Consider the following 22,562-nt stretch of genomic DNA (forward strand, 5'->3'; position numbering starts at 1 on the left):
GTCTGCCAACGATCAGCCCGAAGTGGTGGATGATCCATCACAAGATTCCGAAGATCCCTTGTGTGTGGCGAACAGCGGAACGGCCGCGGCCCGTCGGATTCAGCGCGGGGTGCGACGCAACGGAGGCCGGCGACGCACGTTCTCGGCGGCACCGATCGACCCGAGGATCAGGGCCGTCTGCAGGATCAGCGCTTCGCGGGGCCCGGTGGCGTCCCAGCCGATGACCTCGCTGACGCGCTTGAGGCGGTAGCGCACCGTGTTCGGGTGCACGAAGAGCTCGCGCGCCGTGGCCTCGAGCGATCGACCGTTGTCGAGGTAGCTCCACAGCGTCGTGACGAGATCGGTCGAATGCGCCTGCAGCGGACGGTAGATGCGTTCGATCAGGGTCTGCTTGGCGAGCGGGTCGCCGGCGAGGGCGCGCTCCGGCAGCAGATCGTCTGCTTCGACGGGCCGCGGGGCGCTGCGCCACGCGCGTGCGACGGCGAAACCCGCGAGGGCCGCGCGTGCACTCTGGCTGGCGTCGACGAGGGCGGCGACCGCGGGGCCGAGCACGACGTATCCCGGGCCGAACGACGGCTCGAGTCTCGCCGCGATCTCCTCGAAGCCGAGTTCCTCCTCCTCGTTCTCGGGGGCCTCCTGGCCCTCGATGCGCGCGCGGCCGATCACGAGCACGAGTCGGGAGCCCTGGACGCCGATGAGCACGTCGACCGCGAGCTTGCGGGCGGTGCGCCGCACGAGGTCGACGTCGAACTGCGGCGGCGTCGTGCCCACGAGCACTGCGACCTCGCCGTGACCGTGCCAGCCGAGCGCGGCGATCCGGCTCGGAAGCTCTTCGTCCGCCTCGCCGGTCAGGATGGAGTCCACCACGAGGGCCTCGAGACGGGCGTCCCAGAGCCCTCGGGCTTCGGCGGCCCTCGCGTAGACGTCGGCCGCGGCGAAGGCGACATCCCGCGAGTAGAGCAGGATCGCCTCGCGCAGATCTGCGCCCTTGCCCGCGACGCGCTCCTCGGTCACCTCGACGGTGACGCGGATGAGCTGCAGCGTCTGCTGCAGGCTCACGCTGCGCAGGAGCTCCCGTGGGGCGGCCGCGAAGATGTCGGCGGCGATCCATGGCGTCGAGGTCGGATCCTCGTACCACTGGATGAAGGAGGTGATGCCGGCCTGAGCCACCAGCCCGACCGCAGAGCGGCGGGCTGGTGGCATAACGGCATACCAGGGGAGGGTGTCCTCGAGTCGCTTGATCGTCACCGAGGCGATGTCGCCGGAGATGCGGCGCAGCCAGGTGAGCGTCGCGGTCTTATCCATACCGCGCGAAGAGGATCCTGTCACCGATGGTCAGCTCTCGCCGCCCGCGTTGCCGCTGGTGCCCGCGTTGACGTCGTGCAGGCTGTACTTCTGGATGGCCTGCGCGGCGAGCGAGCGGTCGACCACGCCGTCTTCGGCGAGCGACTGCAGTGTGCGGACGACGATCGACGGGCCGTCGATCTTGAAGAAGCGACGCGCCGCGGCACGCGTGTCCGAGAACCCGAAGCCGTCTGCGCCGAGCGTCGCGAAACGCTGAGGCACCCACGGCCGGATCTGGTCCTGGACGGCGTGCATGAAGTCGCTCACGGCGACGACCGGACCTTCGGAGCCCTGCAGCTTCTGCGTGAGGTAGGCCGTGCGCGGCTCTTCCTCGGGGTGCAGGAAGTTGTGCTCATCGGCGGCGAGGCCGTCGCGGCGCAGCTCGGTCCATGAGGTGACCGACCAGACATCGGCGATCACGCCCCAGTCGTTCTTCAGCAGCTCCTGCGCCTCGAGGGCCCAGGGGAGTCCGACGCCCGAGGCGAACAGCTGGGCACGAGGTCCCTCGCCCTCTCCGACCGAGATGCGGTGGATGCCGCGCACGATGCCGTCGACGTCGACACCCTCCGGCTCTGCCGGCATGACGATCGGCTCGTTGTAGAGCGTGATGTAGTACATGACGTTCGGGTCTTCGTGCGCGCCGCCGTACATGCGCTCGATACCGGAGCGCATGATGTGGGCGATCTCGTAGCCGTACGCGGGGTCGTACGAGATCGTCGCGGGGTTGGTCGATGCCAGCAGGTGCGAGTGACCGTCGGCGTGCTGCAGGCCTTCACCCGTGAGGGTCGTACGGCCCGCCGTGGCACCCATGATGAAGCCGCGTGCCATCTGGTCGCCGGCCGCCCACTGGGCGTCGCCCGTGCGCTGGAATCCGAACATCGAGTAGAAGAGGTAGACCGGGATCAGCGGCTCGCCGTGCGTGGCGTAGGAGGTGCCGGCCGCGGTGAACGCCGCCAGGGCACCCGCCTCGTTGATGCCGACGTGCACGATCTGACCCTGCGGGCTCTCCTTGTAGGCGAGGAGCAGCTCACGATCGACCGAGGTGTAGTGCTGGCCGTTCGGGTTGTAGATCTTGGCCGTCGGGAAGTACGCGTCCATTCCGAACGTGCGGGCCTCGTCGGGGATGATCGGCACGATGCGGTGACCGAAGTCCTTCGAGCGCAGCAGGTCCTTCAGCAGACGCACGAACGCCATGGTGGTGGCGATCTCCTGCGTGCCGGACCCCTTCTTCGGCAGCGCGTAGGCCGCGTCGCCGGGGAGCTCGAGGCCCACGTGGGTCGAGCGGCGTTCCGGCAGGAATCCGCCGAGAGCCTGGCGGCGCTCGAGCATGTACTGGATCGTCTCGTCCTGGGGCCCCGGGTTGTAGTACGGGGGCAGGTACGGGTTCTCCTCGAGCTGCGCATCCGTGATCGGGATGTGCATGGCGTCGCGGAACGTCTTGAGGTTGTCCAGCGTCATCTTCTTCATCTGGTGGGTCGCGTTGCGGCCCTCGAAGTGCGGACCCAGGCCGTAGCCCTTGACGGTCTTGGCGAGGATGACGGTGGGCTTGCCCTTGTGCTCGGTCGCGGCCTTGAATGCGGCGTAGACCTTGCGGTAGTCGTGGCCACCGCGCTTGAGGTTCCAGATGTCGTCGTCGGAGTAGTCCTTGACGAGGGCGGCGGCACGCTCGTCGCGGCCGAAGAAGTGCTCGCGGACGTACGCGCCGGACTCGGCCTTGTACGTCTGGTAGTCGCCGTCGGGGGTGACGTTCATCAGGTTGAGCAGTGCGCCCTCGGTGTCGCGGGCGAGCAGGTCGTCCCACTCGCGGCCCCAGACGACCTTGATGACGTTCCAGCCCGCTCCGCGGAAGAACGACTCGAGCTCCTGGACGATCTTGCCGTTGCCGCGCACAGGGCCGTCGAGGCGCTGCAGGTTGCAGTTGACGATGAACGTGAGGTTGTCGAGACCCTCGTTGGCGGCGACCTGCAGTTGTCCGCGGCTCTCGACCTCGTCCATCTCGCCGTCGCCGAGGAAGGCCCACACGTGCGACTGCGACGTGTCTTTGATGCCGCGGTTCTCGAGGTACTTGTTCGACATCGCCTGGTAGATGGCGTTGATCGGACCGAGGCCCATGGAGACGGTCGGGAACTGCCAGTACTCCGGCATCAGACGCGGGTGCGGGTAGGAGGGGATGCCGTGCGGTGCGTGCGACTTCTCCTGACGGAACCCGTCGAGCTGGTCTTCGCTCAGGCGTCCCTCGAGGAAGGAGCGCGCGTAGGTTCCGGGCGAGGCGTGGCCCTGGATGAAGATCTGGTCGGCGCCGCCGGCGTTGTCGGCGCCCTTGAAGAAGTGGTTGAAGCCGACCTCGTAGAGGGCCGCAGACGACGCGTACGTCGAGATGTGCCCGCCGACGCCGATGCCGGGGCGCTGCGCACGGTGCACCGTGATGGCCGCGTTCCAGCGGATCCATGCGCGGTAGCGGCGCTCGATCTCTTCGTCACCGGGGAACTCGGGCTCGTTCTCGGCAGCGATCGTGTTGATGTAGTCGGTGGTCGGAACCATCGGCACGCCCAGGTGCAGCTCCTTCGAGCGCTTGAGCAGGCTGAGCATGATCTCGCGGCCACGACCGTGGCCCTTCGCGTCGACGAGCTCGTCGAGCGACTGCTGCCACTCGCCGGTCTCCTCCGGATCGCTGTCGAGGGGGCCCTGGGAATACGGATCCTGGTCGTGCACAGTCACGGGGAGCCTTTCGTCAAGCTGGCAGGTCATGCCAATGAAACGGGAAGCGACGCGGGCAGCCTTGTCGGCTGTGCACAACGCGTGCCGCCCTCAGCCTATCCCCCTTCTACGACATCGGTGCGCATCGGGTCGTCTGTAGGATGGAGTCACCAGGGCCTTTAGCTCAGCTGGTAGAGCGCCACGTTTACACCGTGGATGTCGTCGGTTCGATCCCGGCAGGGCCCACCTAGAGAACACTGGGAAATCAGCGTTCAGCACCTGTGGACAACTTTTCGAGCGTCCCCCCTGCGTCCCCCGGCTGAGCCAGTACGGCGTTCATGCGGGCAACTGCTGCTGTGTCGGCGTCATTTCCCATGTAGTGGCCGTAGAGGTCCATGGTCAGCTTCGCTGAGGAGTGACCCAGCCAGGTCTGCACAGTCTTGATATCTACGCGGTTGATGAGCCACAGGGATGCTGCCGTGTGCCGAAGGTCGTGAACGCGGCGACCTCTCGCATTGGCCTTCCAGTGAGCGTCACGCTTCCAGTTGTTCCCTGAACGCGCGCTGCCCGTTGCTGAAGCGAATACCAGCGCATCCGGGGCCTTCCCCTTGATCGCGTTGAGCACGATTGTGGCGACATCACCCATGAGAGGGACAGTGCGCGGCTTCCCGCCCTTGGTGACCGTGCGCACCGGCTGACCGTCTGGCTTCGAGCGTGAGATACGCAGAGCGGGGTAAGGAAGTTCCTGCACGTCACGAACGCGAAGCGCGGCAAGCTCGCCCCAGCGAATACCCGTCAGCCCCAACACAAGTGCGATGTCTGCGTTCTCGCGTGACGTGTGGCTAAGGAGATCGGCGTGCACAGCGCGAAGCTCTTCGACGGTGTATGGAAAAATCTCGCGCTTGGTGTCCTGACCTGTGCCGCGCGGCACCTTCGACTCAATAGCGGGGTTCTTCGCAATGAGCTTCTGAGCCACGGCCCACGAGAAGAAGGGGCTGATGACCTGCCGGAAGCGGATGACAGTAGAACGGTTCAGCGTCCGCATCATCTGTGTGTAGAGCGCTTCGAGGTCAGTTGCCCGGACTGCGCTCAGCGGGCGGTTCCTCAGAGCCGTAGGAACGTGCTTAAGTGCGTGCTTCTCAGTGTCGAGGGTCTTGCTCGCCACTGTGCCCGCGCGGGCCTGTGCCCAGCGCTCAAGGGCTGAGCCTACGGATTCCATACCGGCGCGCGGGTCTACGAACTCACCAAGGCTCAGCGCCCGCTTCTGGGAGTCGTGCCAGGTGTCGGCATCACCCTTCCTGCGGAAGGTCTTGGATGCAACGACGCTGCGACCGCTCTTGACACGGGCGCGGTAACTGATCGATCCGTCAGCATTGACGATTCTGGAAACAGTCATGCGCGCTTCTCCTTGATCCAGGCTTGCAGATCGGCTTCCCGATAGCGGGGGATGCCGTTGAGGTTGATGAAGGGTGGGCCGGTGCGTGAGGAGCGCCAACGCGAGAGGGTTGGGGCAGACACCTGGAGGAGCTTTGCTACGTCAGCGGAGGTCATGAGATTTGTTTCCATACCTCTCTTACGCCTCTGAAGCACAGAAACCCAAGAAATCGCAGAACTCATTGTGAGAGGGCTTTCGCTGTCTGGCTGTTGACGATGGCGCGCACCGTGGAGGGATACCACTTGCCACCCTTTGCGGTGGGTACACCCTCCTCATTGAGACTGCGAGCGATGGCGTTGAGGCTCATGCCGTCAGCGCTCATAGACAGCACCCGCCGGTAGGTAGGCAGGAACTCAACTTCGACGCTGCGTCCCATGTGCTTCCCTTCAGCCTTTCGCTGCGCCATGCCCTCCCGCGTGCGGAGGCCGATCATCCCTCTTTCCCTCTGGGCGAGTGCAGCATCGAGATGTGTCCGAAACTCACCGTCCGGGGTGGTGTCAATCCGCTCACCGCTGAGGATGATGCCCCAGCCCTTCTTCTTACTGCGGCGCATGAGTGCGGCTACATCACCCACGTCACGCGACAACCGATCCATCCGTACGGCCATAAGCACGTCGGCCTTGTGCTTGTCGAGCAGGTCCAGAGCCTCCACGAGCTTGTCGCGACCCTGGATGCTCTTTGCGCTCTTACCCTCCTCGCGCACAACCTCGAAATCGTACCCACGGCGCACAGCCTCGACCATGAGGGCTTGCTCTTGAGCTTCCAGCGATGCACCAAGGTCTGCTTGCTCCTCGGTGCTGACGCGTACGTACAGGAGAGCCTTCGTGGTGCGATCCGCCAGAGTGTCCATGAGGCCATCATACATAAAGGGTTCCCTTTATGTATAGACACCAAATGCCCCGCGCTGTTGGGGATCAGGGCGGGGCATCGGTTTGGCCGCGTGAGGGGCCATCCCGTCCGGGCAGTCCTCCACGGACCCGGACGGGAAGATTCGTTACAGCTTGCCGTCGTTGGCATCCCGGATGAGCTTGGCGATGCGATCCTCATCGCTGCCGTAGTTCTTTCTGATGAACTCGGCTTCCTCCGTAGCTGACCACTGCCTGGGGGCATGCTCGACTTGGGCGCGGGCTGCGTCAGTGTTCTGGTTCGCGAGGTTCGCGCGTATTCGAGCCATGTAGAGGGCGTCGTCGGGGGTGCTGTCAGTCATGTCTGTTCCCATCACTCGAATGAGCGCGTTGTGCGCTGTGTGGACTCGGCGCGGCCATATACGCGGTTGACCTCGGCGTGCGCTGCTCGGCGCTCGGCTGGATCGCTGATCGCGTTCGCCGTGGCGATGGCGTTCTCTCGGCGGCGGTAGCGAACAGTCGAGTCGTCATCACCGATGAAGGCCACATCTGCGGTGTGGTCACCCCTGAGGAATCGCACCATGCCCCACTTCTTAGCTTGAGCGTGCTCGTCCATGTCGAGCCATGAGTTTCCGAAGCGGTCCAGCGTGCCGTCGTACTGCTCGGGGGTGATCTCCACAAGCTCGCCGCGATACGCGATGCGGCCTGAGAAGGAATCGAACGGCACAGTCGTGCCGCTTGCTAGGACGGTGATCTTGAAAGCTTCGGTTGGCCTGGTCATTTGTTCTTTCCGATTCCGCGCGCGCCTAGAGCGCTTGCAAGTTGGCTGAGTTCGGGGGTCTGCTTAAACACGTCGAGAAGGTCGGCGGCTGAGTCGGGATAGCTGCGGAAGAAGACCTTGAGTGCTGAGACCAGCGCCTGAGCTTCGGTCAGGAAGCCACTCACAGTCGTGTCGTCGATCCCGAGATCAGTGATGATGCGAGTCAGTACGTCTGCCTCCACCTTGATGGCGCGGCTCTCGGCCACGGGGGAGCCAGTGAGTTGAGACTGTCGACGGACCTGACGTGCATGATCGGCAGCTTCGACAAGACGACTGAGAATGTCGGTCACGCCCGGTTCGTCGTCGACGAGCTTCGCCATCTCGCTCTTTCTGGAATTTAGAAATCTGCTCAGCGTGGATTCGGCAAGCTCAAATTCTCGTGCAACAGTTGCTTGAGGTACCCCCTCGCCAATCATCTGCAAAATGCGATTCAACTGGGGGTGAGTCTTTAGCGTGTTGATTCGTCCCATGCCCTGAGTTCCCTTGTGTTTATTGGAGAGAGCGGTGCTCGATACCCATAAGGACACCACTCCCTCCCACCCCGTGAGGTGACTTTGGGAAGTCTGCGTTCTCCCCGCTGTACTTGCTACTATCGCGCGGAGGGTTCCGGAAAGTATGGTTTTAGCAGAAGTTTTTTGAAAGATTTTTCATGCGCCCGAGATAGCTTCCGAAGTTGTAGAACGTAGAGCAATGAGCATGCCTATGCGCTCTCGCGCTTCGTCGACGCTCAGGTGTGTCCAACTTGCATGATCGATGCCGAGTGCTTCTTCCAGAGAGATTCCATATCCACGTTGCTTTGCGGTAGCGGGCCAGTGGTTAGACATGTATCTCTCCCGTGTTCGAGTCGATGTGTTCGTACTTCTTCCGCATGTTGTAGACGTTGCGAACCTTGATGCCGAGATGCGCTGCTGCTTCGCGGGCGCTCATGCCGCGAGTTTCTAGAAAGTCCTCAAGGGTGTACGTCGAGTACGCCAGTCCGCCGCGCGTGGCCTTCTCCTGTCTCAGCCGGTACGTGTCGGCATCGAAGTTCTCGACCGCCGTCTCTGCTGCACGTCGGCATTGAAAGAACATCTCAGGCACCGAACAGCCATACTCCGTGACTCCGCACGCGGAAAAGGACTCTCGCTGTAGATCGAAGAAGCGATCCATTAGGAAGAACCAGAGAGTTTCGACGTTATGATGAGACATGTTCGGAAAGAGTGCTGTTCTCTGACCAAGCTCGCGCATTCCCACCTTGATCAATTTCTGGAAAAGGATTCTGGAGTAGTTCTGACCCAACGTCAGCGAGTCATCCCATGTGAGGTCTTTTGTTGTGAAGTTCGTTCGCTTATGGGCGTGCTCTACACCGGCATGAAGTATGTCCCAAACATCTTCATAGCTCTTTACTTGGTAAGTGTTAGTTGTTGCACACATAGTGGTCCTAGATTCTTCTACGCCTCAGTGGTCGATTCGGAAAGAAAAAATTTCAGGAATCCTCACGTACTTTCTTGTCGCGTTGTCGACGAGCCGTCCTGTCGGCGTTCTCTTGGCGCTTTGCGTCCTTACATACATCACACCGGCACTTCAGTTTCTTGTATCGGTAGAGGCCGTGCTTAGCTTCGGGGCGCGGCGGACGCTCTCCGCGTCGATATGCGGCGGCGCGTTCGCTATTACCCGCACGGCAGTCGGCACAACGGCAGAGGTGGCCCGAGTAACAAGTTGTCGATGCGCCGTGCGCGTGGTCTTCAGGGCACTGGTTCTTCGGTGGCTGTGGGGCGATGTGGCGGACCGTTACCGGTCGAGGCTCCACCGGGTCTACTGTGCGACGCACGGGCCTCTCAGGGCTGTCCAGGGGCTGCTGTGCGGCCCTCTTAGAGATCGCCGAGACGCGGGCTGAGCGGTCAGCCCAGGCGGTCCGGATGACCTCGGCGCGCTCGTCGATCGCGGCGGCTTCCTCGGCTCGTGCTCGATATAGGATGCGCCGACGCTCTGTGTCGTCATCGGCTGTAGCGACCTGGCGCGTTAGTTCGATCAGGCGACCACGATCGAGATTGAGAGTCCGGAGGGTGGCGAGAGCTTCGTCAAGGGTCATGACGTTAGATATCGCGCACAAGGTCGACATGCCTTCAGAGGTACATGATTTTCTGCGTACCTACGTCTATGTATGCCTAGGCGGGTACCAAAAACCCCGCCTCCCGAAGATCGAGGGCGGGGTTTTCTGCCGTCTGTTAGCGGCGACGACCTAGGCCAGGCAATCCACCGCTGACGATGCGGATGCGAGGGATTACCAGCTTCGGCGTCGGCGGCAAGGATGCCCGCCAAGCCTCCTCGCTCTCGAACCCTGCTCGCTGCCACCATGGCGATCGTGGAGTGTCGCTGACCGGAGTTCGAGCAACTTGCCTCTTCGGCTGAGGGCGTTTCTGCCTCAGCTTCGGAGTGAGCCAGTATTCAGAAACTGGCTCGGGTAGCGGTTTTCGTGTCCGTTGCTTCGGTCTGCTGATCGGTGGCGCATGGAACGGATTGACCGCTCGCGCTCCTGTGGCGGGACATCGCTTCCCCGCGCTGTTCTCGTGATTCATTAGTGCTCCGCTATCGCTTACCCCAGTAACGCGATGACATTTCTTGCACTGTGCTCTCGTGATCCCCTACCTCCTTCGCCGCCCCCAGGGCGTTTCGGGCCGGGCGTGGCCCTGTACCAGAGATTACAAGGAAACGCCGAACATCGATCACGACACGCCGGGGACATATTCGAACACGTTCGAACATCGAAGATGTGTGGGTCAGTCCCCGCGTCCGCTCAAGTGACATGCCAGACTCGCACTGTGCTCCTCGAACTTGCGAAGCAAGCTGCGGCTCAGCCGCTCATCTCGGATACGGTCGCCATCGCAATCGTCGGCGGCGTCGTCACCGTTGCTACAGCGTTTGTGACCATCAGCCTGACGAACGGCCATGCGCGGCGACAGGTGGAGGATGCTGCGAGAGAAGCGCGCCGGACGGAGGCTCGGCAGACGATCACAGACTTCGTTACGGCTGGGATTGCATGGGCGAAGACGAATGATCTACTCGCGCCGATCTTCTACAAGGAAGCCAACAATCAGGCGTTCTGGTTGGAGTGGACGAACACGGACACTGGAACCAAGCTGCGAACCGACATGGAGACACTAACCAGGACCGGCGCTCAGCTTCGCTTGCTCGTCGGGGACGCTGAACTACTCACGGCGATTCAGGCTGCGACCGAACTTGTGCAAGACGGCAAGGCGCTGTCAGCGCTCATCCAGCACGGGAGTGACACCGGAGGTGATTTCGAGAAGCTTGACGGCAAGGTGGCTGATGCCTTCACTTACTTCAGAGACGTTGTAACCCTGTTCCAACACGTTGAGACGGTCGCGGCGCGGTACGTTTCCGGTGAACTGGCGAAGAAGCACTGAACGGCGTCCCCCCGGCGTCCCCCCAGGGTAAAACGCGGGCCAGATCGAGGAATTTGTGAAACCCCAGAAAGCCGTGATGACGCGGGCAGGGGAGTAGCGGACCCGTTTACACCGTGGATGTCGTCGGTTCGATCCCGGCAGGGCCCACCGAAGAATCACCGGGATCTCCTGAATCCACTCACCTCCCGGGTGCCGCTCGCGGACGCGAGAGTCGCCGGCGAGAGCACCGGTGGGCATGGAACCGGGACTCTGCGGTCACACCCGTTCTCACCCATCGGTGTCGCGGGTGCGGAAGACGAGCCAGGATGCGGCCGCAAGCAGCAGCGCCCAGGTCGCCATGATGAGTCCTCCGGGTATCGGGTCGAGGAGACCGATTCCCGGATAGCCCGTCAGGAGCTGGATTCCCGCGAGATCAGGGAGGAACTTGACCCAGGGGAGGACTCCCAGCAGGGAGAGGGAGAGCCCGAGCACCACGGGCACGAGTACGACGAGTGCCACGACGGGCGTGCGGGCGAGGACTGTGATCGCTGCGGAGATCACGCCGATCAGCGTGTAGTTCACGGCGACGCCGACCACGTTCCATCCCATTCCCGCGGAGAACTCGCCGATCGAGAGCCACTGTTCACCGAGTGCCGCGTGTGCGAGGAGGACAGCCGCGCTCGTGGCGAGGATGCCGATGAGCACTGCCGTCGTCGCGATCACGGTGAACTTCGCGGCGATCACACGGCCCCGCCGGGGCGTGGCGGCCAAGGTGGTTCGGAGCTGTCCATCGGCGTACTCGGATCCGGCGATGAGCGCGGCCAGCAGGATGATCAGCGGTTGCCCGAATCCGGCAGTCTCGAATCCGTGCGACTCGACGGGGAACGAGCGCGCCGCGGCCGTCGCGCCGTCGAACGCGAGACCGGAGGCGAGAGCCAGAGCAGGTGGTACGAGGAGCGCGGCGGCGAGGGTTCCCTGAACACTGCGCAGGGTGAGCGCCTTCGTTCACTCGGCGCGGAGGGAGCGGATCATCGATGCCTCACAGGTCTCGGCGGACGAAGGCGACCGCTGCCGCGGTGAGCAGAACCACTGCCCATGCCGTGTGGATGAGGCCGCCGGCGAGCGGTTCGAGATAGATGCCGGAGGCGGGATCGGAGAAGAGGGCCGCCCCCGCCGCAGTCGGGAGATACTTCGCGCCGCCCCATAAGCCGGCGAGGAAGTCGCCGATGCCGATCACGAGCGGCACGACGAGGATGAGCGGCAGGATGGCCGTGCGTCCGAGCACGCCGATGGCGAACGCGATCAGGGCGGTGAGCGTCCATGCGATCGTGACGCCGCCGAGGTGCGCCCAGATCGCAGGATTCAAAGCCCAGGGATCGATGCCGGTGTCGCCCGCCGCGTGCGTGATCACCAGCGTGCCCCACATCGTGAGGAACGCGATCACCGCGACCGTGATCGCGAGCAGCAGCGCCTTCATCAGGAACACACGCAGTCTGTGCGGGGTGGACAGCAGAGTCGTGCGGATCTGTGTGCCGCCGCCGTACTCGCTTCCGGCCCACACCGCGGCGAGGGCGACGACGAGGACGTATCCGATGCCGGCCATCTCGAAACCCTGGTACTCGAGGGGGACCGGTTCGGAGGAGAACAGTCGCGGGTCGTCAGGGGCGACGCCCACGGCGGATGCGGCGTTGGTCCATGCCATCGGCCACGTGCCGAGAATCGACACGGCCGCGAGCGAGCCGGTGGCGCGAGCTGAGAAGAGCTTCATGGACTCCGAACGTGCGAGAGGGAGCGCGCTTCGCAGAAGACCGCTCATGCCGAGGCCCCTTCCTCGCCTGCGGCACGGTGCTCCGTGTGCTCGTCTGTGAGTGCGAAGAACGCGTCCTCCACGGTGTCATGGACGCCGGTCACCTCAGCGGCGGTGCCCGCCGCGAGCACTCGGCCTCGTGCGATGACCACGAAGTCGTCGGCGGTGTCCTGCATCTCGCTCATCAGATGGCTGGAGACGAGCACCGTCCTGCCGTCGTCGGCGAGCGAGCGCAAGAAGCGTCTGATCCACCGGATGCCGTCGGGATCGAGCCCGTTCGTCGGCTCGTCCAGCACCAGCACGTCGGGGTCACCGAGAAGCGCGGCGGCGATGCCGAGACGTTGCCCCATGCCGAGCGAGAACCTGCCGATCCGCGTCTTCGCCGCATGACTCAGGCCGGTGAGCTCCAGCACCTCGTCCACCCGCCGCGGGGGAATCGCATTCGACTGCGCCACCCACCGCAGATGCGCCCTGGCGGTGCGCCCCTTGTGCGCACCGGGGCCGTCGAGCATCGCACCGACTCTCCACAGCGGACGCTCCAGCGACCGATAGGCGCTCCCGCCGATCAGCGCCGTGCCGCGGGTCGCGCGATCCAGCCCGAGGAGGATGCGCAGCGTCGAGCTCTTTCCTGCGCCGTTGGGCCCGAGGAACCCGGTGACCCGCCCCGGGAGGGCGGTGAAGCTCACGTCGTCGACGGCAGTGTGTGAGCCGTGACGTTTGACCAGATGGCTGATGTCGATCATGTCCTCCAGCCCACCGCGTCCGGGCGAGGATGTCAGTCTGCAGGAGTCGACAATCGGATGCGTGGGGGTGCCGGCGACATCATCAGGATGCGGGAGTCACCAAGCCGTTCTCGTAGGCGATCACGACGAGCCCCGCGCGGTCGCGGGTCTGGAGCTTCGTGAGGATGCGGCTCACGTACGTGCGCACCGTCGTCACGGTGACGAACAGTTCGGCCGCGATCTCCGCATTCGATCTGCCTCGCCCGATGAGCGTCAGCGTCTCGCGTTCCCGCGCCGTGAGGTGCTCGAGGCGATGGTCCTCGCGCAGAGGAGCGAAGCGTCCGATCACGCGCTTGGTCACTTCCGGGGCGAGCAGCGCGTTGCCCTCATGTGCGACGCGGATCGCGTGCAGCACCTCGCCGGGAGGACTGTTCTTCAACAGGAATCCCGACGCGCCGGCACGCAGGGCGTCGTACAGGTACTCGTCCAGGTCGAACATCGTGAGCACGATCACCCGCGGCCCGCCTGCGTCCGCGACCATGATGCGGGTGGCTTCCAGCCCCGTCATCCGGGGCATCTGCACGTCCATCAGCACGACATCGGGCCGCAGGCGCGCCGCGATCTCGACCGCGGCCTCACCGTCGGCGGACTCGCCGACGACCTCCATGTCGGTGTCGCTGTCGATCAGCATCCGAAGCGAAGAACGAATCGACGGCTCATCATCGGCTATCAGCACCCTGATCGGCGTCATCCGCGGGCTCCCGCCGAGCCTCTTCGCAGCGGCACCGTCGCGGACACCGTGAATCCGGAGGCCGAGGAGGTGAAATCCGCCGTGCCACCCAGCAGCACGGCTCTCTCGCGCACACCGGTCAAGCCGTTCCCGAGGCTGATCTCGCCCCGTGCGCCCTGGCCGTCATCCGCGACGCCGATCGTCACCTCGTCGGAGGAGACGCGGAGCCCCACAGTCACAGAGGACGCCGAGGCATGGCGGACGACGTTCGTGACCGCCTCCTGAACGATCCGGAGCAGTGTCGTCCGCACATCGGCCGGGAGCGCATCGATGTCATCTCCCACGTCGAGGTGCACGGACAGACCGGCCTTCTCAGCCGTCCGAGCAATGCCCGCAAGCGCCGAGGAGAGGGGACTCGACACCGCGGCATCCGCCTCGAGGTCCGACCGCTCGCGCCTCAGGAGGGTGCTCAACTCGGACAGTGAGGTCCGCGCATCGTTCTCGATACCGCGGAGCGCTTCGCGCAGTTCGTCGGCGCCGAGTGCGGTGACGTGGGCCGCGACACCCGCATGCACGCCGATCGTACCCAGGGAGTGAGACAGCACGTCGTGCACATCGCGTGCCAGACGGAGTCGCTCCTCCGCCCGTGACCGCGCTGCGGCCTCGCGCCGGACCTCTCGTGTCCGCGCGCCCAACGCCCACGCGACGGACAGCACCAGCGCACTCAGCAGCATCCCCCGAGCGCGATCTTCGGTGTCCTCGACAGAGAGGATCGCGGACGCGACCACCACGACGAACGCACCGCCGAACATCCACCACGGAAACCTGCGTCCTCCACGCATCTCGGCAAGCCTGAACACCGCGAATCCTGTCAACACGAACGGATCGGCAGTCACTCCGACCAGCCACGCGAAAGAGGTCGCCGCTGCGGTCACGACCACCGCGAGGACCGGCAGGCGCGATCCGACCATGAGGCCGGTGACGGCGATCGCGCCCCATGCGAGCTGAGCCCCGCGTCCACTCGCAGCGTCCGGCGTGACGGTCACCCAGAGTCCCAGGAACACCGCGAGCCCGAAGACCAGGGGCGTCAGCCACCGCGACCGAGTCTCGGGATCGCGATCCTCACTCCCGTTCACTCGCACGAGCGCGTGCGTCGGTGGTCACGAATGGTGCACGCCGAGAACACGCCGGCTGCGAGCACCATGAAGACCACTGACGCAGGGCTCCACCACACGGGAAGTCGTTCCGCGAACAGCAGTCCGGCGATCCCGAGAACCAGGGCGACTCCCAGCAGGTAGCGGCTCCATGCAGTCATGCGACCACCCTACCGAGGCACGCGCCGCCCGGTCCTCGTCCATGGGCGCGCAGGGCACTCCGGCAAGAGGCGTACTGACAGGGCATCCCTCACGCGCTCGGACCGTCGTACGGTGGATCGCATGGACAACAGAGCCGAGGTGCGTGAGTTCCTCATGACGCGACGCGCGCGGCTCGCACCCGCCGATGTCGGGTTGGTCGCCGGGGCGAATCGACGCGTCGCAGGTCTCCGCCGATCCGAAGTCGCGATGCTCGCCGACGTGAGCGTCGACTACTACGCCAAGCTCGAACGCGGGGACATCGCCGGCGCATCGTCCGCCGTTCTCGAGTCACTCGCCCGGGCTCTGCTCCTCGATGAGACCGAGCGGATGCACCTGTTCGACCTCGCTCGCGCGGCCGACGGCATCCCGACGTCGGGGCGCCCCCGTCGGCGCGCCACGGCGCAGCAGCCCGCCCGCCAGGCGTTGCAGCACACCCTCGACGCGATCACCGGCGGACCCGCGTTCGTCCGCGACCGCCACCAGAACCTCGTCGCCACGAATTCGCTCGGCGCAGCGTTCTACACACCCGTGATCGGCGCGGGCGGGAGGACACCAAATCTGGCGCGCTTCCAGTTCCTCGACCCCGCATCGCGCGACTTCTACCCCGACTGGGACCTGTTCGCCCGGATGTGCGTCGGCATCATGCGCGTCGAAGCCGGACGACACCCGCACGACCGCGTCCTCCAGGATCTCGTCGGCGAGCTCACCACCCGAAGCGACACGTTTTCCCGGCTCTGGTCCGCACACGACGTGAGGACGCACGGGACAGGCACCAAGCGCTTCCGCCACCCGATCGTCGGCGACCTCACCCTCGTGTACGAAGAGCTCACCGTCACGGCCGATGACGGCCTCAGCCTGCTCATCTACACCGCCGAGCCGGGATCGCCCTCGGCAGAACGACTCCAGCTGCTCGCGAGCTGGTCGGCCACGGCTCCCGCATCCGTGAGGCCGCCCGAATGACCGCACCCGATCACGCCGTTCCCTCGACCGTGGAGACCCCCATGACTCTCACCGACCTCCTCGTCGCCCTGAACGCGGGGGAGACCATCACCGGCAACTCCCCGGGACACGCGGTCATGCATGAGACCAGCCAGGAAGCCCTCCGCATCGCCGGTGAGCTGAACAGCGGCTATCACCCGCCCGCCCGTGTCCGAGAGCTCCTCGCAGAGCTGACCGGCGCGGACATCGATGAGACGGTGACGCTCTTCCCGCCGTTCACCGCCGACTTCGGCAAGAACATCACGCTCGGCAGACGCGTCTTCATCAACTCCGGCTGCCGATTCCAGGACCAGGGCGGCATCTCGATCGGCGACGACAGCCTCATCGGCCACAACGCCGTCATCGCGACCCTTCAGCACGGCCTGCAGCCCAGCCGACGAGCCGACCTCATCCCCTCACCGGTCGTCATCGGCAGCAACGTCTGGCTGGGCGCCAACGTCACCGTCCTTCCCGGGGTGACCATCGGCGACGACTCCGTCATCGGCGCCGGCTCCGTCGTCACCAAGGACATCCCCCGCGGGGTCATCGCCGTCGGCTCACCGGCTCGCGTCGTCCGCACCCTCGACGAGCAGCCGTCGTAGCGCGAGACGACGGCGCACCCGAACGCCGAGCGTCGGATGCGCCGTCGTGCGGCAGCGCCGCGGTTACTGCCGGATGAAGGCGAGGATGTCGGGATTGATGACATCCGCGTGCGTCGTCAGCATCCCGTGCGGGAATCCCTCGTAGATCTTGAGGGTCGAGTCGCTGAGCAGCTCGTGCTGCTTGAGCGCGGCGTCCTTGTAGGGGACGATCTGGTCGTCGTCGCCCTGGAGCACGAGCACGGGCACGGTGATGGCCGTGAGATCGTCGGTCTGGTCGGTCTCGGAGAAGGCCTTGATGCCGGCGTAGTGCGCGAGCGCGCTGCCCGTCATCCCCTGGCGCCACCAGTTGGCGACGACGGGTTCGGAGAGCTCCACGCCCTCACGGTTGAATCCGTAGAAGGGACCGGATGCCACGGCCTGGAAGAACTCGGCGCGGTTGGCCGCCAGGGCGTCCCGGAAGCCGTCGAACACCGCCAGCGGAAGGCCGTCGGGGTTGCCGTCCGTCTGCAGCATCAGCGGGGGCACCGAGGAGACGAGAACGGCCTTGGCGACGCGTCCCTGCGGCTGCCCGAACTTCGCCACATACCGCGCGACCTGCCCGCCGCCTGTCGAGTGCCCGATGTGGATCGCGTTGTGGAGGTCGAGGTGCTCGACCACCGCCGAGGCGTCGCTGGCGTAATGGTCCATGTCGTGACCGGTGCCGATCTGCGACGACCGCCCGTGCCCCCGACGGTCGCTGGCCACCACGCGGTAGCCCTCGTCGAGGAAGTACAGCATCTGGGTGTCCCAGTCGTCCGACGACAGCGGCCAGCCGTGGTGGAACATGATGGGCTGTGCGTCGGGGCTGCCCCAGTCCTTGTAGTAGATCTCTGCGCCATCATCGGTGGTCACGAACGCCATGATCAGCCTCCAGGTTTCCGCCGCCCCGAACGGTTCCGGACGACTGTCGGTCGCCCCACGTCTGCATCGTGGGAGCGCGCCCACGATAACTCGCATGCCGACGCCGACGCCTCGACATCTGTCCAGGATGCAGCGCGGAGGTGTTCGACATCTGTCCGGTGCCGCCGGGCGCTCCCGCGGTAGCGTCTGCACATGTCGAACGCTCGCATCTCGCACGGGGCGGGATTCTGGGTGGTCGCATCCGCCTTCCTGCTCGTGATGGCATACGCGACCGTGCCCACACCGCTGTACCCGCTCTACCAGCAGGCTGACGGATTCCCCGTCTCGGTCATCACGATGATCTTCGCGGCGTTCGCAGTCGGCGTCGTACTCAGCCTCTTCCTGCTCGGTCACGTCAGCGACTGGATGGGGCGTCGGCGGATGCTGGTCATCGCGATTCTCATCGCGGCGCTCAGTGCCGTGCTGTTCCTGCTGTGGCATGAGGTGCCGGGTCTCCTCGCCGCCCGGCTGGTGAACGGCGCGAGTGTGGGCATCCTCACCGCCACGGCCACCGCACACCTGGGCGAGCTGCGCGCGCACGCCAGGCCCGGCGAGCAGGTGATCGTCGCGGCATCCGTCGCCGGCGCCGCGAACCTCGGCGGCCTGGCGCTCGGGCCCCTGGTCGGCGGTCTGTTCGCCGAGTTCCTGCCCTCGCCGCTCGTGCTGCCGCACGCGGTGTTCCTCGTCGTGCTGCTCGCGGCGGCGATCGCCGTCGCCTGCGTGCCCGAGACGGTGACGCCTCCTGACGAGCCGCGGCGATATCGACCCCAGCGCATCGCGGCACCGCCGCGCTCACGAACGGCATTCGTCGCCGCGGGCTTCGGTGCTTTCGCGGGCTTCGCGCTCTTCGGGCTTTTCACCTCGCTCGCGCCGACCATTCTCGTCAGCACGTTCGACGAGCACGATCACCTCGTCGCCGGCCTGACGGCATGCTCGGTGTTCGCCGCAGCTGCCGCGGGCCAGGTGGCCCTCGCTCGCCTGCCGCGGAGGGCGCAGCTCACCATCGCCGCCCTGTGCTGCGCGCTGGGACTCGTCGCCGTCGCCGCGGGGACTCTGGTCCCCTCGCTCGCGGTCTTCCTCGGCGGCGGCATCGTGGCGGGAGTCGGCGTGGGGCTGCTGTTCAAATCGTCGGTGGCCACCGCCTCGGCGCTCGCCGAACCGGGGCGTCGCGGCGAGACCCTCGCGCTGATCTTCCTCATCGCCTACTGCGGACTCGCGCTGCCGGTGCTCGCGATCGGTGTGATCCTCACCTTCGCCGCCCAGACGCCCGTGCTCCTCGTGTTCATCTCGGTCGTCCTCGTCGCGACGGTCTCGGCGGCGGTGGTCATGCGGCGCTCCGCCGTCGAGGCGACGCCGCGCGCACAGGGCTGACCCCGAGTCGATCTGCTCTGAAACCGCCGTGTGACAGGCGAGCCACCTCCGATCCGACGAGACCTGCCAAGCTGAACCCAGCGAGAGGCGGACGTCGTGATCGAACCTTCACCCTTCGGACGGCTGCTGCGGTCGTTGCGAGTGGGGCACAACCTGACCCTCGAAGCGCTCGCCTCCCAGTCCGGGGTGAGCGTGCGCACGATCGGCGATCTCGAGCGGGGCGCGAGCGCGTCTCCCCAGCGCCGCACCGTCGACGCACTGGCCGACGGGCTCGGTCTCGACACCGCGGATCGACATGCGTTCCTGCGAGCGGCCCGCGCCCGCCCCCGGGCCCCGCTGCCCGAAGAGGGGCCAGGGGCGATATCGCCGCACCGCGTGTTCGACTTCTCGGGTCGCCACGCCGAGATCGATGAGGCCCTGGCGATCCTCTGCGGGACTCTTCCTCCCGGTGCGCAGCGCCCCGCGCTGATCATCAGCGGAGCGCCCGGCATCGGCAAGACGACCGTGGCGATCGAGATACTCGAGCGCGGACGGCCGTCGACCGGGCTCCCCGTCGTGTTCCTGGGGCTCGACGGCTTCAGCTCCTCGCCCCTCACGCCGCTGCAGGTGATGACCGCCCTGCTGCGTCAGCTCCCCGGGGCGGAGCAGAGACCGCCCGCGGATCTCGCGGAGGCCCGGACCCGGTGGCGGTCTGCCGTCGATCACTCTCCGGTCTCGGTGCTGCTCGACAACGTCGCGAACGAGGCGCAGATCCGCCCCATCCTCTCGATCTGCGCCGGCGACGTCGTCGTCGTGACCTCGCGCCGGAGCCTGGCCGGTCTCGAAGGAGTGCAACGGGTGCGTCTCGGCCCGCTCCGGCGAGAGGAGAGCATCGCGTTCCTGCACCGTCTGATCCCGCAGGCGGTCGAGGACGACGAGGCTCTCGACGAGGTGGCGGGTCTGTGCGACGATGTCCCGCTCGCGCTGCGCGTCGTGGGCAATCGCATCGCCAGTCGGCCCGCATGGACGGTCGCCGACCTGCTCGGCCGGATGCGCACATCGGAAGATCGACTGCGCCTTCTCGTCGCCGGCGATCTGGCGGTGGAAGCAGCCATCTCGCTCTCCTACGACGAGCTCGACCCGCGCACGGCCGCGCTGTTCCGTTGGATCTCGCTGATCGACGGACGGACGTTCGGTGCGCACCTCGCCGCGGCGGCGGTGCGTTCCCCCGATCTCGCAGAGGTCGAGGCGCGCCTCGACGACCTCACCGATCTGGGCATGCTCGAGGCGCGCGGCGGAGATCGCTACCGACTGCACGACCTGATGCGACTGTTCGGGCGAAGCAAGCTGCACACCTCGGTGGGCGCGGACGAGGTGTCGCGTCGCCGCGACCACATACGGTCGTGGTTGCTCGGAAGTCTGGAGCGCGCGGGCGCCTGGTACGAACCGGGCAGGGAGCCGACGGCTCTCGCCCGCACGGGTCGCGGATTCAGCGACGCCGACGCCGCCGCGGAATGGATTCGCACCGAGGCCGAGCACTGGTGGCCGGCGTACACGGAGGCCGCGGAGCTCGGACACGACGAGACGGTCTGCGACGTCGCCGATGCGCTGCACTGGTATTCGGACATCTGGATGACGTGGGGCAACTGGCACCGGTTCTACTCGCTCGCGGCGAGCGCGGCGCATCGCCTCGGGGATCCCGGAAAAGAGGCCGCGCTGCTCGGATATGTCGCGTGGGCGGAGATCGTCGAGGTCGGGGACCGGGAGACGGCGGTGATCACTGCGCGTGCGGCGCTGGCTGCGTCCCTGCGAGCCGGCGACTCCGCGCAGGAGGGCTGGGCGCAGTACTACATCGGCTGGGCGAGCATGGCCCTGGATCGTCTGGTCGATGCCGATGCGGCGGCTCTCGCGGCCATCGAGGCGTTCAGCGAGGCGCACGAGACGACGGGTCTGGAGAACGCCCAGGTGCTGTCGTCGATGGTCAAGGGCAAGCGTGGGGAGTACCTCGAGGCCATCGCGGCCACAGAGGACACTCTCGCCCGTGTGCGTTCCGCCGAGACCACCGACAGTCTCACGAGCATCGTCACCCAGTACGCGGCATGTCTCGACCTGGTCGATGCCTACGTCGCGGTCGGACGACTGCAGGATGCGATGCGGATAGGCGAGCTGGGCATCGCCATCGCTCGCGAGCTGAAAGACGACACGCGTGTTCTGCTGATGATGCGCCGACACATCCGGGCACTCATCAGTGCGGGCGAGGGCGAGGCGGCGATCGCCGAAGCGGATGAAGCGCTGCGCCTCCTGGGCCCGGGGAGCAGCGAGGCGTTCATCTTCGCGAGAGTGCGCCGGGAGGTGTCGCTGATCGGTACGCAGGGGTCATCCGGGCCGGCCTCGACGTCGGCGTGATCGACGGATCCGGGACCGGCGTCACAAGCGGCCTGTCGACTCCCAGAGACGGATGAGCTTCAGCGCCAGGTGCAGGGTGCTGCGTCTCACGCCGTCGTCGAGCGCGTCCTTCACGATCGGAGGCATTCTCTCGAGCCGGTAGTAGAGGGTCGTGCGATGGAGGAAGAGGATCTGGCACGCGGCGACCACGTTGGTGCCGACGTCGAGATACGTCTCGACCGTCAGGCGCTGACTGTCGTCGGTCTGGGAGTAGAGGAAGTGTGCGGCCGGCGAGATGATCCGGAGGGCGCCGGGGTCGGCGGATGCCGTGGCGAGCAGTCGCCAGCCACCCAGCTCGCTCGCGTCGACGGACGGGTGGAACTGGGGGAGTGCCGCCGCGAGGGACGCCGCAATCGCCGCCTCGTCCGCCGCGCTGCGCAGGTCCCCGTCGCCGGTCGCCGGCGAGGCCGAGCCGATTCCGAGAATGCGCAACCCGCGTCTGGTCGCCTCTCGCAGGAGCTCGTCGGTGAGGTCCTCATCGGAGGGCTGTCCGACGAGGAAGACCATCCCGGCCTCGAGAGCGATGAAGTGCGCGGGGACCGGACGCAGATGGGCGAGATGACGACCGAACGCGAGGCGTTCGACCTCGGTGACGGCGGCATCGATCAGCACCGCACGCACGACGGTTCCCCCGTCGCGGTGCACCCATCTCTGGCGGAGCGCACGGGCGTAGGCCTCTCGACGCACCGATTCCTCAGCGTCCAGCAGCTGGGTCATGACGGACTCGCGATCCTCTCGCGAAGACCCGGAGCCCTGGCGTCGAGCGATCCGCACGAGGGTCGATGCCGCGTCGACGGCTTCGAACTCGCTCGCGGTGAGGGAGGATCCGTCACCCAGGTCGATCTCGATGAACGCCACCGTGACATCGTCATCGACCACGGGGATCGAGAGCACCGCTGCCGGCCGTGCACCCGCAGACGGCGTCTGCTCGGACTCGGGTATGACGACGCGGCGATTCAGAGAGGATGCCAGCTGTCGCGCGATCTCGCGCACCGTCGGAGAGGCCGTGCCGGGTGTGACATCGCTGATCGTCATGGGTTCGCTCCTGTGGGGGGATGGGCTCACCGATTCGCTCTGCTCCGGCGAGGTGCGTGGCACCACGCCCCC

General features: G+C 66.0%; 22 protein-coding genes and 1 tRNA gene. 6 read left to right on the top strand and 17 right to left on the bottom strand.

Features of this window, described 5'->3' with window-relative positions; genetic code table 11:
* Window positions 1–99: 99 nt before the first annotated feature.
* Window positions 100–1,305: a PucR family transcriptional regulator gene (locus ABTZ43_RS09175; protein WP_149422889.1), complete on the bottom strand. Its 1,206-nt coding sequence runs from the start codon at window positions 1,303–1,305 to the stop codon at window positions 100–102.
* 30 nt (window positions 1,306–1,335) lie between these two features.
* Window positions 1,336–4,062, bottom strand: coding sequence for a pyruvate dehydrogenase (acetyl-transferring), homodimeric type (gene aceE, locus ABTZ43_RS09180; protein ID WP_350538572.1), 2,727 nt, complete (start codon window positions 4,060–4,062; stop codon window positions 1,336–1,338).
* A gap of 152 nt (window positions 4,063–4,214) precedes the next feature.
* Here aceE and ABTZ43_RS09185 point away from each other — a divergent pair.
* Window positions 4,215–4,287, top strand: a tRNA-Val gene (locus ABTZ43_RS09185).
* 19 nt (window positions 4,288–4,306) lie between these two features.
* On the opposite strand, the gene ABTZ43_RS09190 is transcribed toward ABTZ43_RS09185, so the two are convergent.
* The 7 genes from ABTZ43_RS09190 to ABTZ43_RS09220 all read right to left on the bottom strand — a co-directional run bounded on the left by ABTZ43_RS09190 (window position 4,307) and on the right by ABTZ43_RS09220 (window position 8,554).
* A complete protein-coding gene (locus ABTZ43_RS09190) occupies window positions 4,307–5,437 on the bottom strand; it encodes a tyrosine-type recombinase/integrase (RefSeq protein WP_350538573.1) in 1,131 nt (376 codons plus the stop codon).
* Window positions 5,434–5,658 (bottom strand): helix-turn-helix domain-containing protein, encoded by a 225-nt coding sequence (locus tag ABTZ43_RS09195; protein WP_350538574.1) that lies wholly within the window; start codon window positions 5,656–5,658, stop codon window positions 5,434–5,436. The genes ABTZ43_RS09190 and ABTZ43_RS09195 overlap by 4 nt, the downstream gene beginning before the upstream one ends.
* A complete protein-coding gene (locus ABTZ43_RS09200) occupies window positions 5,655–6,326 on the bottom strand; it encodes a recombinase family protein (protein WP_350538575.1) in 672 nt (223 codons plus the stop codon). The genes ABTZ43_RS09195 and ABTZ43_RS09200 overlap by 4 nt, the downstream gene beginning before the upstream one ends.
* A 144-nt stretch (window positions 6,327–6,470) precedes the next feature.
* Window positions 6,471–6,683: a hypothetical protein gene (locus tag ABTZ43_RS09205; protein WP_350538576.1), complete on the bottom strand. Its 213-nt coding sequence runs from the start codon at window positions 6,681–6,683 to the stop codon at window positions 6,471–6,473.
* 11 nt (window positions 6,684–6,694) lie between these two features.
* Window positions 6,695–7,102: a hypothetical protein gene (locus ABTZ43_RS09210; protein ID WP_350538577.1), complete on the bottom strand. Its 408-nt coding sequence runs from the start codon at window positions 7,100–7,102 to the stop codon at window positions 6,695–6,697.
* Entirely contained in the window at window positions 7,099–7,611 is a 513-nt protein-coding gene (locus tag ABTZ43_RS09215; protein WP_350538578.1) for a hypothetical protein, read from the bottom strand. Before ABTZ43_RS09215 ends, ABTZ43_RS09210 begins: the two co-directional genes overlap by 4 nt.
* A gap of 346 nt (window positions 7,612–7,957) precedes the next feature.
* Window positions 7,958–8,554 (bottom strand): helix-turn-helix domain-containing protein, encoded by a 597-nt coding sequence (locus ABTZ43_RS09220; RefSeq protein WP_350538579.1) that lies wholly within the window; start codon window positions 8,552–8,554, stop codon window positions 7,958–7,960.
* 1,388 nt (window positions 8,555–9,942) lie between these two features.
* Between ABTZ43_RS09220 and ABTZ43_RS09225 the strand changes: the two genes are divergently transcribed.
* Entirely contained in the window at window positions 9,943–10,548 is a 606-nt protein-coding gene (locus ABTZ43_RS09225; RefSeq protein WP_350538580.1) for a hypothetical protein, read from the top strand.
* 267 nt (window positions 10,549–10,815) lie between these two features.
* Here the strand turns inward: ABTZ43_RS09225 and ABTZ43_RS09230 are convergent, their stop codons facing one another.
* From ABTZ43_RS09230 to ABTZ43_RS09255, 6 genes are all read right to left on the bottom strand, one after another.
* Window positions 10,816–11,517, bottom strand: a complete 702-nt coding sequence (locus ABTZ43_RS09230) for an ABC transporter permease (protein ID WP_350538590.1) — start codon at window positions 11,515–11,517, stop codon at window positions 10,816–10,818.
* A 49-nt stretch (window positions 11,518–11,566) separates the two neighbouring features.
* Window positions 11,567–12,295, bottom strand: coding sequence for a hypothetical protein (locus ABTZ43_RS09235; RefSeq protein ID WP_350538581.1), 729 nt, complete (start codon window positions 12,293–12,295; stop codon window positions 11,567–11,569).
* 44 nt (window positions 12,296–12,339) lie between these two features.
* On the bottom strand, window positions 12,340–13,077 hold the full coding sequence (locus ABTZ43_RS09240; protein ID WP_314096912.1) for an ABC transporter ATP-binding protein: 738 nt from the start codon (window positions 13,075–13,077) through the stop codon (window positions 12,340–12,342).
* Between the two features lie 82 nt (window positions 13,078–13,159).
* Window positions 13,160–13,807 carry a response regulator gene (locus ABTZ43_RS09245; protein ID WP_350538582.1) on the bottom strand — a complete coding sequence of 216 codons (648 nt, stop codon included), beginning with the start codon at window positions 13,805–13,807 and terminating at the stop codon, window positions 13,160–13,162.
* Window positions 13,804–14,922, bottom strand: coding sequence for a sensor histidine kinase (locus ABTZ43_RS09250; protein ID WP_350538583.1), 1,119 nt, complete (start codon window positions 14,920–14,922; stop codon window positions 13,804–13,806). The genes ABTZ43_RS09245 and ABTZ43_RS09250 overlap by 4 nt, the downstream gene beginning before the upstream one ends.
* On the bottom strand, window positions 14,919–15,101 hold the full coding sequence (locus tag ABTZ43_RS09255; RefSeq protein ID WP_350538584.1) for a hypothetical protein: 183 nt from the start codon (window positions 15,099–15,101) through the stop codon (window positions 14,919–14,921). Before ABTZ43_RS09255 ends, ABTZ43_RS09250 begins: the two co-directional genes overlap by 4 nt.
* Window positions 15,102–15,222: 121 nt before the next feature.
* On the opposite strand from ABTZ43_RS09255, the gene ABTZ43_RS09260 reads away from it, so the two are divergent.
* Together ABTZ43_RS09260 and ABTZ43_RS09265 are read left to right on the top strand one after the other, a co-directional pair.
* Window positions 15,223–16,101, top strand: a complete 879-nt coding sequence (locus tag ABTZ43_RS09260) for a helix-turn-helix domain-containing protein (RefSeq protein WP_350538585.1) — start codon at window positions 15,223–15,225, stop codon at window positions 16,099–16,101.
* A gap of 41 nt (window positions 16,102–16,142) precedes the next feature.
* Complete coding sequence (locus ABTZ43_RS09265; protein ID WP_350538586.1) at window positions 16,143–16,721, top strand: DapH/DapD/GlmU-related protein; 579 nt, start codon at window positions 16,143–16,145, stop codon at window positions 16,719–16,721.
* Between the two features lie 63 nt (window positions 16,722–16,784).
* Here ABTZ43_RS09265 and ABTZ43_RS09270 read toward each other — a convergent pair whose 3' ends face one another.
* Window positions 16,785–17,621 (bottom strand): alpha/beta fold hydrolase, encoded by an 837-nt coding sequence (locus tag ABTZ43_RS09270; protein ID WP_350538587.1) that lies wholly within the window; start codon window positions 17,619–17,621, stop codon window positions 16,785–16,787.
* A 192-nt stretch (window positions 17,622–17,813) separates the two neighbouring features.
* Between ABTZ43_RS09270 and ABTZ43_RS09275 the strand changes: the two genes are divergently transcribed.
* Both ABTZ43_RS09275 and ABTZ43_RS09280 read left to right on the top strand, forming a co-directional pair.
* Window positions 17,814–19,031, top strand: coding sequence for an MFS transporter (locus tag ABTZ43_RS09275; protein ID WP_350538588.1), 1,218 nt, complete (start codon window positions 17,814–17,816; stop codon window positions 19,029–19,031).
* Between the two features lie 96 nt (window positions 19,032–19,127).
* Window positions 19,128–21,416, top strand: a complete 2,289-nt coding sequence (locus ABTZ43_RS09280) for a helix-turn-helix domain-containing protein (RefSeq protein WP_350538589.1) — start codon at window positions 19,128–19,130, stop codon at window positions 21,414–21,416.
* 21 nt (window positions 21,417–21,437) lie between these two features.
* Here the strand turns inward: ABTZ43_RS09280 and ABTZ43_RS09285 are convergent, their stop codons facing one another.
* Window positions 21,438–22,490, bottom strand: a complete 1,053-nt coding sequence (locus ABTZ43_RS09285) for a helix-turn-helix domain-containing protein (protein ID WP_188042349.1) — start codon at window positions 22,488–22,490, stop codon at window positions 21,438–21,440.
* Window positions 22,491–22,562 lie beyond the last annotated feature (72 nt).

This window comes from Microbacterium sp. NPDC097977, assembly GCF_040302605.1.
Classification (GTDB): Bacteria; Actinomycetota; Actinomycetes; order Actinomycetales; family Microbacteriaceae; genus Microbacterium.

What these genes read in the sequence shown, in the direction of transcription:
- ABTZ43_RS09190 (WP_350538573.1), bottom strand. Translation starts at nt 5,437, where the DNA reads ATGACTGTTTCCAGAATCGTCAATGCTGACGGATCGATCAGTTACCGC.
- ABTZ43_RS09275 (WP_350538588.1), top strand. Translation starts at nt 17,814, where the DNA reads ATGTCGAACGCTCGCATCTCGCACGGGGCGGGATTCTGGGTGGTCGCA.
- ABTZ43_RS09200 (WP_350538575.1), bottom strand. Translation starts at nt 6,326, where the DNA reads ATGGACACTCTGGCGGATCGCACCACGAAGGCTCTCCTGTACGTACGC.
- ABTZ43_RS09265 (WP_350538586.1), top strand. Translation starts at nt 16,143, where the DNA reads ATGACTCTCACCGACCTCCTCGTCGCCCTGAACGCGGGGGAGACCATC.
- ABTZ43_RS09240 (WP_314096912.1), bottom strand. Translation starts at nt 13,077, where the DNA reads ATGATCGACATCAGCCATCTGGTCAAACGTCACGGCTCACACACTGCC.
- ABTZ43_RS09270 (WP_350538587.1), bottom strand. Translation starts at nt 17,621, where the DNA reads ATGGCGTTCGTGACCACCGATGATGGCGCAGAGATCTACTACAAGGAC.
- ABTZ43_RS09175 (WP_149422889.1), bottom strand. Translation starts at nt 1,305, where the DNA reads ATGGATAAGACCGCGACGCTCACCTGGCTGCGCCGCATCTCCGGCGAC.
- ABTZ43_RS09285 (WP_188042349.1), bottom strand. Translation starts at nt 22,490, where the DNA reads ATGACGATCAGCGATGTCACACCCGGCACGGCCTCTCCGACGGTGCGC.
- ABTZ43_RS09195 (WP_350538574.1), bottom strand. Translation starts at nt 5,658, where the DNA reads ATGAGTTCTGCGATTTCTTGGGTTTCTGTGCTTCAGAGGCGTAAGAGA.
- ABTZ43_RS09205 (WP_350538576.1), bottom strand. Translation starts at nt 6,683, where the DNA reads ATGACTGACAGCACCCCCGACGACGCCCTCTACATGGCTCGAATACGC.
- ABTZ43_RS09215 (WP_350538578.1), bottom strand. Translation starts at nt 7,611, where the DNA reads ATGGGACGAATCAACACGCTAAAGACTCACCCCCAGTTGAATCGCATT.
- ABTZ43_RS09235 (WP_350538581.1), bottom strand. Translation starts at nt 12,295, where the DNA reads ATGAAGCTCTTCTCAGCTCGCGCCACCGGCTCGCTCGCGGCCGTGTCG.
- ABTZ43_RS09245 (WP_350538582.1), bottom strand. Translation starts at nt 13,807, where the DNA reads ATGACGCCGATCAGGGTGCTGATAGCCGATGATGAGCCGTCGATTCGT.
- ABTZ43_RS09220 (WP_350538579.1), bottom strand. Translation starts at nt 8,554, where the DNA reads ATGTGTGCAACAACTAACACTTACCAAGTAAAGAGCTATGAAGATGTT.
- ABTZ43_RS09260 (WP_350538585.1), top strand. Translation starts at nt 15,223, where the DNA reads ATGGACAACAGAGCCGAGGTGCGTGAGTTCCTCATGACGCGACGCGCG.
- ABTZ43_RS09255 (WP_350538584.1), bottom strand. Translation starts at nt 15,101, where the DNA reads ATGACTGCATGGAGCCGCTACCTGCTGGGAGTCGCCCTGGTTCTCGGG.
- ABTZ43_RS09210 (WP_350538577.1), bottom strand. Translation starts at nt 7,102, where the DNA reads ATGACCAGGCCAACCGAAGCTTTCAAGATCACCGTCCTAGCAAGCGGC.